The following is a 12,256-nucleotide window of genomic DNA, read 5'->3' as shown; positions in this document are numbered from 1 at the left end:
CCTTTTCCGCCCCGGGGGCAAGGCCGCGCTGGCTTTAGCGCGAGGCGCGCAAGTTGAGGTCGTGGCCGAGCGCCAATATGGCTACGCCAACCATCGTATAGACGATCTCGGTCCCGCCATGCGGCAGGGTCAGCGCGCCGGACATCACGCCAATGCCGAGCGAGCCAATTGCGGCAGGCAGCATGAAGCCATGCTCAATCATGCCCTTAACCAAAGCAAAAATACCAAAAACAATGGCAAGCCCAAGGCCTGCCTCATGGATGATTGGAGAAAACAGGAAACCGCCTGCCGAAGCCAGCAGCGCAAGCATGATAGAAGTGGCGAGGCAATGGACAAGGCACAAGCCGGCGAGGCTCAGACCGAGCCCGTCCCAGCGCTTTTCACGCCAATATGCCTGCAATGCGATCACGTTTCTGCCTTCCTGAGTCGCTGTATGACATTTTCCGTCCGACGTTACAACATATCATTTAGCGATGCTGACGCTGAAATCGTCGTGCACAAGATGTTACACCATCGTTAACCATAAGAATTAGCCACAATTTGAGCATGGCGCGGTTACGTGCCACGTTATGCGCAAATCCTTGCTCGCTCCTACCCTGATAGCTCTTGCCCTTGCCGCGAGCCCAGCCAATGCGCTCTATGAAGGGCTGCAATGCGTGCCTTTTGCCCGCGCGCTAACCGGTGTGACGATTTTCGGCGATGCCCATACGTGGTGGAATCAAGCCGAGGGCCGGTATCAACGCGGCGATCAACCCAAGGTTGGGGCCGTGATGGCGTTTCGTCCGCACGGCAATATGCGGCTCGGCCATGTCGCCGCAGTGCGCAAGGTGATTGACAAGCGCACGCTCCTCATCAGCCACGCCAACTGGTCGACCATCGACGGAATGCGCGGCCATATCGAGGAAGATGTGCGCGTGATCGACGTGTCCGAAGATAATGACTGGAGCCGCGTCCGCGTCTGGTACACCCCGAACAGTGCGCTGGGTGGCAATGAATGGCCACTGCACGGATTCATCTATCCGGAAAAGACCCGCAAGGAGAAAGAGGCACGCGCCGCGCTTGCCGCCGTCCTCGCCAAAACACCACCGTCGCGACCTTCGGCGAAACCGGCTGTCCTCGATACCGCAAAACCGGAACGACCGGCTGTGCGCTTCGCAACAGCTTCAGCGCCCAAAACAGCTGCCAAGACCGCCGGGTTCACACTATCGACTGGCCTGCTTTCGGAAATCGACAACGCCGCAAAAAAAGAGGCAAAGCGCGCCCGCAAAAGCTGACCACTATTTGACTGTAGTCAATGACATCAGGCAGCCCGGATTCCATCCTGTCTTTAACAAGAAAGGACTCTGCCATGCTCAAAGTCGAAACAGACGCCAAAGCCGGATATCTCGAACTAACCGTGGACGGCGTCATTCATAAGGCCGATTATGAAGCGGCGGTCGCGGCGGTCGACGAGTTGCTCAAGACGCACGAGCAGTTGAACGTTGTTGAAGTCGTTCGCGATATCGGTTGGGTCGAGCCGCAAGTGTGGTGGAAAGACCTGCTCTTCCACCTATCGCACCGCAACTTCATCCATCGCGCTGCCGTGGTTAGCGACAGCGGATGGGTCGGCCCGGTAACGCGGATGTTCGCGCCTTTCTATCCTGTGGCAATCCGCACCTTCGGGCTCGACCAGCTGGAATATGCCCGCACCTGGGCGAAAATCGGCGATCACGCCAAATCGGCAGACTAACCTTCGCCGAATAGGTCGTGTTGCCCCGCAGCTTTAGGGCGGCTTGGTTTTGGGGCGATTGGCGCGCGAGGCGTGTCAGCACCCGATATGTCGGCAGCAATCGAGCCGTCGGCAAAGTTGATCCGCACTTGACCAGCCGCCTGCGCCTGCGCGCTATTCATGATCGTCGTCTTGCCATCGGCTGATGTAATTCGCGCAAAACCACGTTGCAGGGGGGCCTCCGGGTGGAGCGACGCCAACAGCCTTTCGATACCCGAGAGCCGCGATCGCCCTTCAATCACTCGCCGCTGCAGCGATACCGTCGTCAGCCGCATTGCGCCCAACCGTTCGCGCTGCCGGTCGAGCGGGCGCGACAACAAGGCTGGATTTAAGCGCGCGGAGACGCCGACAAAGGCAATCTTTGCGAGATCGGCGCGCCGTTCCAGTCCGCGCCGGAGCCGCTCGTTCAAATCATCCGCGCGCTGCTGACGGTTCGCAACAATATCCTGGGCATTCGGCATCAGCCTGCGCAGATTTTCCAGCCGTTCCATCGAACGCTGCAGCAATCGCCGCAAGCCGCCTGTCAGCCGCATCTCCGCACCCGAAAGGCGCTCTGCCAGATCGAGCCGCACGGGCACCGCCATCTCGGCAGCGGCACTGGGTGTCGGTGCGCGCAAATCGGCCGCATAATCGCACAGGGTGGTGTCGGTCTCGTGCCCGACCGCCGAAATGACGGGGATGGAAGATCCGGCAACGGCACGAATCACGACTTCTTCGTTAAACGCCCACAGATCCTCGATCGAGCCGCCGCCGCGCGCCACGATCAACAGGTCGGGACGGGGAATGGGTCCGTCTTCGGGCATCGCCGAAAAACCACGCACCGCCGCCGCAATCTGCGCCGCCGCGCCATCACCTTGCACCATCACCGGCCACAGGATGACATGGCTGGGAAAACGATCTTCCAGCCGGTGCATCATGTCGCGAATCACTGCACCGGTTGGCGAAGTTACGATACCGATGGTGCGCGGCAGATAAGGGATCGGGCATTTGCGCGCGCCATCGAACAATCCCTCTGCCGCCAACCGCGCCTTGAGTTTTTCAAAGAGCAGCATCAGCGCGCCTTCACCGGCAAGCTCCATCCGGTCCGCGACTATTTGATAGCTTGAACGCCCTGCATAGGTCGTGAGCTTGCCCGTCGCGATCACCTCCAGCCCGTCTTCTGGCGCAAAGGGAAGCCGTCCGGCATTGCCCTTCCACATCACCCCATCGAGTTTGGCATCGGTATCTTTCAGGCTGAAATATAGATGGCCGGATGCGGCGCGCTTAAAGCCCGAAATTTCACCCCGCACACGGACATGACCGAAGCGATCTTCAACGGTGCGTTTCAGGGCATTCGAAATTTCCGACACCGACAAGGCTGGGGCATTGCTGCCAGCCTTGGCCTCGGCTAACAGCCGCGAATTGCCTTCTTCGTCGGGAAATGGGGAGTCCATCGCTTGAATATCTTGCTCATCGGTTCGGGTGGTCGCGAACATGCGCTGGCGTGGCGGCTTTCGCAATCGCCGAGTTGCGATAAACTGTTTGCCTGCCCCGGCAACCCCGGAATTGGTGAAGTTGCGGAACTGGTGGCAATCGACGTTTCCGATCACGCCGCAATTGTGGATTTTTGCACAGCCAATGCCATAACCTTCGTCGTGGTCGGTCCCGAGGCACCCTTGGTCGACGGTTTGGGAGACAGCCTTCGCGGGGCGGGCATCAAGGTCTTTGGGCCGAATGCCAATGCGGCAGTCCTCGAAGGATCCAAAGGCTTCGTCAAAGACCTCTGCGCGCGAGAAAATATTCCGACTGCGGCCTATGCCCGTCATACCGACAAGGCAAAAGCACATGCAGATCTTGCCCGTTTCGGGTTGCCCGTTGTTATCAAGGCAGACGGGCTCGCTGCGGGCAAAGGCGTAATCATAGCTGAAACCGCTGACGAAGCACGCGAGGCTATCGAACATATGTTCGAAGGCGGCTTTGGCGACGCCGGCGCGGAGGTCGTGATTGAGGAATTCATGACCGGCGAAGAAGTGAGTTTCTTTGCGATCAGCGACGGAACCCATGTTATTCCTTTCGGCTCGGCACAAGATCATAAGCGTGTCGGCGACGGCGACACCGGGCCCAATACCGGTGGTATGGGGGCTTATTCGCCTGCGCCTGTCTTTACTGACGCACTTGAAACGGAAGTGATGCAGCGCATCATCGACCCCACGGTCAAGGCGATGGCGCGGGATGGTCGCCCCTATAGCGGTGTGTTCTTCGCAGGGCTGATGCTGACTTCCGAGGGGCCCAAACTGATCGAGTATAATTGCCGGTTTGGCGATCCCGAATGCCAGGTGCTGATGATGCGGTTCGAGGGCGATCTGGTCGAATTGCTGCAGGCCGCAGCCTCCGAGGGCGGACTGGCCAACGCCGACAGACCTGAATTATCCGAGGACTATGCCCTAACCGTCGTAATGGCAGCCAATGGCTATCCCGGAACACCTGAAAAGGGCGGCCATATAAAGTTTGGCAACGTCGGCGATGCCCGCGTCTTTCATGCGGGAACGGCCATCACGAATGGCCAGTTGACCGCCAATGGTGGCCGCGTCCTCAATGTGACTGCAACAGGAGGCACGGTGACCGAGGCACAGGCGGCCGCCTACGCGGCAGTCGAGGCAATAGACTTCCCAAGCGGCTTTTGCCGTCGCGACATTGGCTGGCGCGAAGTGGCCCGCGAAAGGACCGATGCCAAATGACTGGTGATGGCGAATTTGACTGGTTGTCGTTCGCCTTGGGGCTGTTCGCCGGTGTCGTTCTGTCATGGATTTTGAATCGGCGGCGGAAGCTGCAGATTGAACCGGTACAGCCAATCGAACCCCGCGAACTGCATGGCGATCTGAAAGCTCTCGTGCTGCTGTATCGCGCCGATGGACGCAAAATCGAAGCGATCAAACTTGTGCGCGAGCAACTGGACTGCGACCTGCGAACCGCCAAATATCTGGTCGAGCATGTCCGCTAAGACAGCATAGGCTTCGGAGTTTTTCCGCAAATAATGCGGTTAACCGCGAATACTGGACAGATTGCCATGTCCGGTTAAGTTAGATTGACCAGAATCGCCAATCCGGCGCGGGTATGCAGGCCGCGAGGTTTGTACGTCCAAATTTATACGCAGAGGGGAAATTCCAGTGAGTTCTAATGCTTTGGTAATTTTGCTGATCGTCGCGGCGGTTCTCGCCATCATCTGGTTCGCCTGGCCGCGCAAGCCCGTCGAGCCGACCAAACCTGCTGCCAAGATTGAGCCGCCAACAAAGACGGTCTCCCCACCAGTAGCCCCGAAAATTGCCGAGCCTGAGCCAGCCGTTATAAAGCCTGCGCCGCTGATGGACGCAGGGAAGGCTGCCCCAGCCACTAAAGCGAAAGCGATGGCCAAAACTCCGGCCAAGGCTAAGGCAGAGCCTGCCAAAAAAGCGCCTTCCCCAGCAAAAGTTGTTGCGCCCAAAGCCAAGCCTGACGCGAAGGATAAGCCCGCAGCCAAAGCCGTCGCGAAATCGGCCGCAACCAAGGCAGCAGCAAAAGCAGCCCCCACACCTGCCAAGGCCAAAAGCGAGACGAAACCCAAGCCTGCTGCTGCTGTCACAAAGGCCAAGGCGGAGCCAAAGCCCAAAACCACCCCGGCGCCGAAACCCAAGGCTGCACCCGCCCTTGCCGCCGCCAAATCGTCAGCTAAATCGACGACAACAAAAGCAAAGGCAAAGTCAGCAGCCAAGCCAGCTGTCAAACCCGCAATCCCCGACAATGTCGAATTGCTCAAAGGCGTCGGGCCAAAGCTGGTTGCCCAACTCAAAACTCTCGGCGTGACCGGTTTTTCGCAAATCGCCAGCTGGTCGGATGCAGATATTGCCGAGATCGATTCAAAATTGGGCGCATTCGCTGGTCGCATCAAGCGCGACAATTGGGTCGATCAGGCAAAACTATTGGCCGCAGGCGACATCGCCGGTTTCGAAAAGAAATATGGCGCACTGGGCAGCGAAATCAGCAAAGGCTGATCAAGAGGCCTTTACCCAATCAAAAAAGGGCGGGTGCTCAAAAAGCATCCGCCTTTTTTATGCCCCCTCGGCCTTTCGGACACGTAATTTGTCTATCTTGCGCCCGTCCATATCGACCACCTCGAAATGCCAGCCGCTGTCGACAAAACTCTCGCCCTCTTCCGGAAGGTGACGGAGGATCTGGAGCACATGCCCAGCGGCGGTTGCGTAATCCCGGTCTTCGGGCAATTGAATGTCAAGCGCCTGCGCCATCGCATCAGCGGCCATACCTCCGTCGATCAGAAGTGAGCCGTCATCGAGCGCAATAATATTCGCCGCACTCCCCTGTTCCTGATCAGAGGCAAATTCGCCAGCGATCGCGGCAAGCAAGTCATTGGGCGTGACGATGCCTTCGAAATGGCCATATTCGTCATGCACCAGCAACATGGGTACTTCCGATTTACGAAGAAATTCCAGCGCATCCATTGCGTCAAGCTGGTCGGGCACGATTTCGGCCTTGCGCATCATCGAACGCAATTCGAGCGGGCGGCCCTCTATTTGCGCCGCGACGATATCACGCGCCTGCACCACGCCGATAATGTCATCGACACTCTCACCCATCACCGGCAGTCGGGTATGCGGCGAATGTAACAGGCGATCGCGGATCGTTTCGGCGCTGGCGTCTGCTGCGATGGTATCGACCTCGGTGCGCGGGGTCATGACTTCGCGCACTGGACGGTCGGCGAGGCGGACTACGCCCGAAATTACCTTGTGCTCATGCTCTTCGATAATTCCGGCGTGCGTTGCTTCAGTGAAGACGACTTTCAATTCTTCGGTGGTCAGCGCATCGCGATTGTCGCGGTTGAGACCCAGCAGTTTGAAAATCAGGCGGCTGGATATGTCGAGCAACCAGACAAAAGGAGCCGCGATCCGGGCAAGCCATTCCATAGGGCGCGCGACCAGTGCGGCTATCCGTTCGGGTGCCACCAGGCCAAATTGCTTGGGCACGAGCTCACCAATCACCAGTGAGGCGTAGGTTGTGGCGACAATGACCAGACCAAACCCGATGTTCATCGACCATTTGTCGCTGAAGAGGCCTAGCAGGGCTATGCGCTCGCCCATCGGCCCACCAAGGCTGGCACCCGAATAGGCACCGTTGATGATACCAATCAGGGTGATACCAATCTGCACGGTCGAGAGAAACCGGCCGGGATCCTTTGAAAGATGAATTGCTGCTGCGGCGCCGCTGCTACCGCCTTCGGCCATCGCCTGAAGCCGCGCCGGACGCGACGACACAATCGCCAGTTCGGACATCGCGAATACGCCGTTAAGGGCGATCAGCGCGAGAATTATAAGCGCATCAAGCCAGGGGAATGGGTCAAGGTCCATGGTGTTGCCCTGCACATAGTGTGCGGCCGCCACCCTTGGCAAGACCCATGGCAGTGCCTATGCGCATGCCCATGTCGACATTGCGCCCCACCAACCCCGCCATTGCGTTCGCTGTTGCCGCAGCAGGCGTCGGCACATTTTCGCTAATGGATGCGGCGATGAAGGATCTGTCGCTGAGCGTCGGGGCCTATAATGCGGTGCTCTGGCGCAATTTGGTCGGCACTTTGATTGCAGGTCTATTGTTCGTGACAACCGGTCAGGGCTGGCCTGCGCGCGATAATCTGCGCCTCCATTTATGGCGTAGCTTCATTGTTGCGGGGATGGCGGTCAGCTTTTTCTGGGCAATTGCGGTTTTGCCGCTGGCCGAAGCGATTGGCCTATCGTTCATCGCGCCCGTCATCGCGCTCTATCTCGCCGCAATATTGCTGGGTGAGAAAATAGGTCGTGAGGCGATTCTGGCCTCTATCGCCGGGCTCGCGGGGGTTGGCGTGATCCTTTATGGAAAATTCAGCGGGCATTATTCGAGCGAAGCCTTATGGGGTGCGCTGGCCGTGCTCTTTTCCGCCGTGCTGTTCGCCTATAATCTGATCCTTGCGCGTCAACAGGCGCAGGCAGCGGGGCCAATAGAAATCGCCTTTTTCCAGAATCTTCTAACCGCGTCCGTTCTGGCGCTTGCCGCACCCTGGTTTCTGGCACCATTGGTAGTAGCCAAGATTCCAATGCTGTTGACCGCCGCGTCGCTCGCCATTTTTTCGCTGCTGCTAATGAGTTGGGCTTATGCCCGGGCGGAGGCGCAGATATTGATCCCCGTCGAATACACCGCCTTTGTCTGGGCAGTGCTGTTTGGCTGGGTGTTCTTTGACGAGCCGGTTACGCTTTCAACGCTCATAGGAACTGCGCTCATCGTGGGCGGCAGCCTGATTGCCGCGCGTGTAAAACCTGCGATTGTTAATCATGTCGAAATGGCTTCTGCCTAAGGAACCCGCTAGGTGCGGCTGGTTACGCACAAGGAATAGCGGTTGACCCTGATGGAAATACTCACGGCGATAGGCCGAAAAGCCGGAAGCTGGGCGCATGAGCGTGCGGTGCAGGGCATATTGGATACGCCCCCGATTGTCGCGCAGGATGATGGACTCATCCTGTTTTCGATGATCGGCACTGCTGTGCTTTTACCCTATCTGGTGGCGGCCAAATCATTACATCATCATTTGCCGCGCGGTAAAATAGTGCTGCTCGATGACGGCACGCTGACTGCGGATGACAGGGCTGTTCTGGATAAGCATTGCGACAATCCGGAAATCATCGTGAAGGCCGATGTCGAGACTGCACCCTGCCCCCAAGACAATTGCTGGGAACGATTGCTGTCCATTCTCGATCGGCGAAGCAACCATTTCGTCATCCAGCTCGATTCGGATACGGTAACCACCGGCCCGGTTCCCGAAATTGCCGCAGCCATAGATGCCAACCGCAGTTTCACGCTGGCCGGTGGTCTGGACGAGGCGCAGCACGGATTCAAAAGTGCACGGGAGATCTCGCAGATTTTCCATGCCAATGGGCCTACGACCGATCATGTACAGGCGCATGCCGAAGCAGCAATGAAGACGCTGCCCGATGCCGACATTCGACGCTACATTCGCGGTTGCGCAGGATTTGCGGGTTTCGCCAAAAGCAGCGACGGTCGCGCCACCGTATCCCGCTTTTCGCAGCAAATGGACGAGCGGCTCGGCAACACCTGGCGGCAATGGGGCAGCGAGCAGGTCGCATCAAACTGGGTGATCGCGAATGATCCCGATCCGGTGCAATTGCCCTATGATCGCTACATCAACCATTGGGATGAACCGATGCCCGAAAGCCCCGCTTTTGTGCACTATATCGGCACCTATCGCTATCGCTGGGGCAATTATTCGCGGACCACAAGGGAAGCGATTGCGGCGCTGAAAGCCTAATTTCAAAACCCGTCATTCAGAAACACCTGACCTATGTTCGCTATAGGCATTGACCCCTGAACAGACTCGGTTTAATCGCACGATTAAATCACACAAAGGAGTCCTGTCATGGCCACAGCTTATATTGTCGATGCCGTTCGTACCGCCGGTGGGCGGCGCGGTGGAAAGCTAGCCGGAGTGCACCCGGTCGATCTCGGCGCTGCCGTGTTCGATGCGATTGCCGACCGCAACCAGTTCGACACCAAAGCGATCGACGACGTCATCACCGGCTGCGTCTCGCAAGGTGGCCAGCAGACGATGGACCTTGGCCGCAATGCGGTTCTGGCATCGAAGCTGCCTGACAGCATCCCCGCCGTCACCATCGACCGTCAATGCGGTTCGTCGCAACAAGCGATGATGTTTGCCGCCCAGGCCGTGATGTCGGGCACGCAGGATATTGTGCTCGCCAGCGGCATCGAAAGCATGACCCGCGTGCCGATGGGTTCGGTTGCGACCTTGTTCATGAAGGAAGGTCTCGGCAACTATAAGTCGCCGCGCCTCGAAGAGAAATTCCCAGGTATCATGTTCAGCCAGTTCGCGGGCGCAGAAATGATCGTCAAGAAGCATGGCTTCACCAAGGATGATCTCGACGCTTTCGCGCTCGCCAGCCACCAGCGCGCCAAGGCCGCAACCGAAGCAGGCCATTTCAAAAATGAAATCGTCGGCATCGAAATCGAAACCCCCGAAGGCAAGGAAGTGCATCTGGTTGACGAAGGCATCCGTTTCGACGCCACGATGGAGAGCATTTCGGGCGTCAAGCTGCTACAGGAAGGCGGTTCGATCACCGCGGCTTCCAGCTCGCAAATCTGCGACGGCGCATCGGCCGCTTTGATCGTTTCGGAACAGGCACTCAAGGATCATGGCCTGACGCCGCGCGCGCGCATCCACCACATCTCGGTGACTGCAGGTGACCCGATCATCATGCTCGAAGAGCCACTGTTCGCCACCGAAAAGGCGTTGAAGAAAGCCGGCATCAAAATCGAAGATATCGACGCCTATGAAGTCAACGAAGCCTTTGCCCCGGTTCCGCTTGCATGGCTGAAATATCTCGGCGCATCGCATGATCGCCTCAACGTCCATGGCGGCGCGATCGCACTCGGCCACCCGCTCGGCGCTTCGGGCACCAAGCTGATGGCAACGCTGCTCGGCGTTTTGGATGCCAAGGGTGGCAAATATGGCCTGCAGACAATGTGCGAAGGCGGTGGCCAGGCCAACGTCACGATCATCGAACGGCTTTAACCGCCGTCGCCCCGGCGAAGGCCGGGGCCGCTATCGGTTTACCCAAAACCCATTGAATTAACCTCCAACGGCCCCGGCCTTCGCCGGGGCGACGATCAAGAAGGAAATTAGAATGATACTCGACTCATCCGTCGCAGCAGTCGTAACCGGCGGCGCATCGGGCCTCGGCGCTGCAACCGCACGTTCGCTCGCTGCAAAGGGCGTCAAAGTTGCGATTTTCGACCTTAACGAAGAAAAGGGCAACGCCATGGCCGCCGAACTGGGCGGCGTATTCTGCAAGGTCAATGTGACCAGCGAAGAAGAAGTCGATGCCGCGTTCGCCAAAGCACGTGCAGCGCATGGCCAGGAACGCATCCTCGTCAACTGCGCCGGTACCGGCAACGCGATCAAAACCGCCAGCCGTTCGAAGGAAGATGGCTCGATCAAGCACTTCCCGGTTTCGGCCTTCGAATGGATCATCCAGATCAATCTGATCGGCACATTCCGCTGCATCGCCAAGTCGGCTGCCGGCATGCTTACCCTCGACCCGCAGGCCGATGGTGATCGCGGCGCGATCGTCAACACCGCTTCGGTCGCAGCTGAAGACGGACAGATCGGTCAGGCTGCCTATTCGGCATCGAAGGCTGGCGTTGTCGGTATGACCCTGCCGATCGCACGCGACCTTTCGAACGAAGCCATTCGCGTCAACACCATCCTTCCGGGTATCTTTAACACCCCGCTGCTCGCAGCGGCGCCGCAACCGGTGAAGGACGCGCTCGGTGCATCGGTTCCCTATCCGAAGCGTCTTGGCAACCCGGAAGAATATGCTGCTCTTGCCATGCTGATGATCGAGAATGGCTATTTCAACGGCGAAGACGTCCGCCTCGACGGCGCCATCCGCATGGCTCCGCGTTGATTTACCGACTGCTCCCGCATGCGGGAGTTTCGAAAGCGGCTAAATGGCTCGCTTTCCATGACACCCCTCTCGCGCTGCGAGGGGGGTTTCTTTTTTACAAGAGGATGCCCGAATGAGCAACTACACCCAGATATTGTACGAAGTTGACAATGGCGTGGCGACGATCACGCTACACCGCCCAGATAAAATGAACGCCTTTACCGGTACGATGATGAACGAGATGATCTCGGCCTTTGACGCAATCGATGCCGACGACACTGTCCGCGCCGTCATCGTCACCGGCCATGGCGATCGCGCCTTTTGTGCCGGCGCTGACCTGACACCCGAAGACGGTAAGCATGTCTTTGCCAGCGGCGAGCAGGTGAGCGACCTTTCCGATGCCCGGGTACGCGACGGCGGTGGTTTGCTGACGCTGCGTATCTACGAATGTAAGAAACCGGTGATTGCCGCCATCAACGGCGCGGCTGTCGGCATAGGCGTTACGATGCAGCTTGCCATGGATATCCGTCTTGCCAGCGAAACCGCGCGTTTCGGTTTTGTCTTTTCCCGTCGCGGCATCGTACCGGAAGCTGCCTCAAGCTGGTTCCTGCCGCGCCTTGTCGGCCCGCAACAAGCGCTCGAATGGTGCTTTACCGGTCGCATCTTCGACGCGCAGGAAGCCCTGAAGGGTGGATTGGTCCGTTCGGTGCATCCGGCAGGCGAATTGCTGGCTGAAGCGCAGAAGTTGGCGCGCGAAATTGCCGACAACACCGCGCCTGTTTCAGTCGCGCTGACCCGTCACATGCTGTGGCGCAATTCGGCCCAGCCGCACCCGATGGAAGCACACAAGATTGACAGCCGCGCTATCTATCGCCGGTCGCGTTCGGGGGACGCCAAAGAGGGTATTTCAAGCTTCCTCGAAAAGCGCGCGCCCAATTATCCGGACAAAGTATCCACAGATATGCCAGACTTCTTCCCTTGGTGGGAAGAAGCGGTATATAACTGAACGATTAAA

13 protein-coding genes are annotated in these 12,256 nt (G+C 58.3%); 10 read left to right on the top strand and 3 right to left on the bottom strand.

Annotated elements, in window-relative coordinates; all coding sequences use genetic code 11:
• Window positions 1-34 precede the first annotated feature (34 nt).
• Window positions 35-409 (bottom strand): MerC domain-containing protein, encoded by a 375-nt coding sequence (locus DXH95_RS12380; RefSeq protein WP_115549836.1) that lies wholly within the window; start codon window positions 407-409, stop codon window positions 35-37.
• Between the two features lie 160 nt (window positions 410-569).
• Here DXH95_RS12380 and DXH95_RS12375 point away from each other — a divergent pair, with 160 nt between their 5' ends.
• Entirely contained in the window at window positions 570-1,274 is a 705-nt protein-coding gene (locus DXH95_RS12375; protein ID WP_115549835.1) for a CHAP domain-containing protein, read from the top strand.
• A 74-nt stretch (window positions 1,275-1,348) separates the two neighbouring features.
• The gene (locus DXH95_RS12370; protein ID WP_181883670.1) at window positions 1,349-1,729 is read left to right on the top strand and encodes a SpoIIAA family protein; all 381 of its coding nucleotides are present in this window, start codon (window positions 1,349-1,351) and stop codon (window positions 1,727-1,729) included.
• On the opposite strand, the gene xseA is transcribed toward DXH95_RS12370, so the two are convergent.
• Window positions 1,726-3,201: an exodeoxyribonuclease VII large subunit gene (xseA, locus tag DXH95_RS12365; protein ID WP_115549833.1), complete on the bottom strand. Its 1,476-nt coding sequence runs from the start codon at window positions 3,199-3,201 to the stop codon at window positions 1,726-1,728. The two genes, DXH95_RS12370 and xseA, sit on opposite strands and share 4 nt — an antisense overlap.
• 3 nt (window positions 3,202-3,204) lie before the next feature.
• Here xseA and purD point away from each other — a divergent pair, with 3 nt between their 5' ends.
• From purD to DXH95_RS12350, 3 genes are all read left to right on the top strand, one after another.
• The gene (purD, locus tag DXH95_RS12360; protein ID WP_115549832.1) at window positions 3,205-4,485 is read left to right on the top strand and encodes a phosphoribosylamine--glycine ligase; all 1,281 of its coding nucleotides are present in this window, start codon (window positions 3,205-3,207) and stop codon (window positions 4,483-4,485) included.
• The gene (locus DXH95_RS12355) at window positions 4,482-4,748 is read left to right on the top strand and encodes a hypothetical protein (protein WP_115549831.1); all 267 of its coding nucleotides are present in this window, start codon (window positions 4,482-4,484) and stop codon (window positions 4,746-4,748) included. Before purD ends, DXH95_RS12355 begins: the two co-directional genes overlap by 4 nt.
• Before the next feature lie 166 nt (window positions 4,749-4,914).
• Complete coding sequence (locus DXH95_RS12350; protein WP_147291737.1) at window positions 4,915-5,775, top strand: hypothetical protein; 861 nt, start codon at window positions 4,915-4,917, stop codon at window positions 5,773-5,775.
• Window positions 5,776-5,832: 57 nt separating this feature from the next.
• Here the strand turns inward: DXH95_RS12350 and DXH95_RS12345 are convergent, their stop codons facing one another.
• A complete protein-coding gene (locus DXH95_RS12345; protein WP_115550174.1) occupies window positions 5,833-7,143 on the bottom strand; it encodes a hemolysin family protein in 1,311 nt (436 codons plus the stop codon).
• A gap of 71 nt (window positions 7,144-7,214) precedes the next feature.
• Between DXH95_RS12345 and DXH95_RS12340 the strand changes: the two genes are divergently transcribed.
• The 5 genes from DXH95_RS12340 to DXH95_RS12320 all read left to right on the top strand — a co-directional run bounded on the left by DXH95_RS12340 (window position 7,215) and on the right by DXH95_RS12320 (window position 12,247).
• Complete coding sequence (locus tag DXH95_RS12340; protein ID WP_239016639.1) at window positions 7,215-8,120, top strand: DMT family transporter; 906 nt, start codon at window positions 7,215-7,217, stop codon at window positions 8,118-8,120.
• A 42-nt stretch (window positions 8,121-8,162) separates the two neighbouring features.
• Complete coding sequence (locus tag DXH95_RS12335; protein WP_147291736.1) at window positions 8,163-9,089, top strand: hypothetical protein; 927 nt, start codon at window positions 8,163-8,165, stop codon at window positions 9,087-9,089.
• A 108-nt stretch (window positions 9,090-9,197) separates the two neighbouring features.
• Window positions 9,198-10,367 carry an acetyl-CoA C-acetyltransferase gene (locus tag DXH95_RS12330; RefSeq protein ID WP_115549828.1) on the top strand — a complete coding sequence of 390 codons (1,170 nt, stop codon included), beginning with the start codon at window positions 9,198-9,200 and terminating at the stop codon, window positions 10,365-10,367.
• 112 nt (window positions 10,368-10,479) lie between these two features.
• A complete protein-coding gene (locus tag DXH95_RS12325) occupies window positions 10,480-11,262 on the top strand; it encodes an SDR family NAD(P)-dependent oxidoreductase (protein WP_115549827.1) in 783 nt (260 codons plus the stop codon).
• A 112-nt stretch (window positions 11,263-11,374) separates the two neighbouring features.
• Complete coding sequence (locus DXH95_RS12320) at window positions 11,375-12,247, top strand: crotonase/enoyl-CoA hydratase family protein (RefSeq protein WP_115549826.1); 873 nt, start codon at window positions 11,375-11,377, stop codon at window positions 12,245-12,247.
• Window positions 12,248-12,256 lie beyond the last annotated feature (9 nt).

It is taken from the genome of Sphingorhabdus pulchriflava, from assembly GCF_003367235.1.
GTDB classification, from domain to species: Bacteria; Pseudomonadota; Alphaproteobacteria; order Sphingomonadales; family Sphingomonadaceae; genus Sphingorhabdus_B; species Sphingorhabdus_B pulchriflava.
This window is presented reverse-complemented; position numbering and strand designations above follow the sequence as displayed.

What these genes read in the sequence shown, in the direction of transcription:
- DXH95_RS12355 (WP_115549831.1), top strand. Translation starts at nt 4,482, where the DNA reads ATGACTGGTGATGGCGAATTTGACTGGTTGTCGTTCGCCTTGGGGCTG.
- xseA (WP_115549833.1), bottom strand. Translation starts at nt 3,201, where the DNA reads ATGGACTCCCCATTTCCCGACGAAGAAGGCAATTCGCGGCTGTTAGCC.
- DXH95_RS12370 (WP_181883670.1), top strand. Translation starts at nt 1,349, where the DNA reads ATGCTCAAAGTCGAAACAGACGCCAAAGCCGGATATCTCGAACTAACC.
- DXH95_RS12325 (WP_115549827.1), top strand. Translation starts at nt 10,480, where the DNA reads ATGATACTCGACTCATCCGTCGCAGCAGTCGTAACCGGCGGCGCATCG.
- DXH95_RS12375 (WP_115549835.1), top strand. Translation starts at nt 570, where the DNA reads ATGCGCAAATCCTTGCTCGCTCCTACCCTGATAGCTCTTGCCCTTGCC.
- DXH95_RS12330 (WP_115549828.1), top strand. Translation starts at nt 9,198, where the DNA reads ATGGCCACAGCTTATATTGTCGATGCCGTTCGTACCGCCGGTGGGCGG.
- DXH95_RS12320 (WP_115549826.1), top strand. Translation starts at nt 11,375, where the DNA reads ATGAGCAACTACACCCAGATATTGTACGAAGTTGACAATGGCGTGGCG.
- DXH95_RS12345 (WP_115550174.1), bottom strand. Translation starts at nt 7,143, where the DNA reads ATGGACCTTGACCCATTCCCCTGGCTTGATGCGCTTATAATTCTCGCG.
- DXH95_RS12340 (WP_239016639.1), top strand. Translation starts at nt 7,215, where the DNA reads ATGTCGACATTGCGCCCCACCAACCCCGCCATTGCGTTCGCTGTTGCC.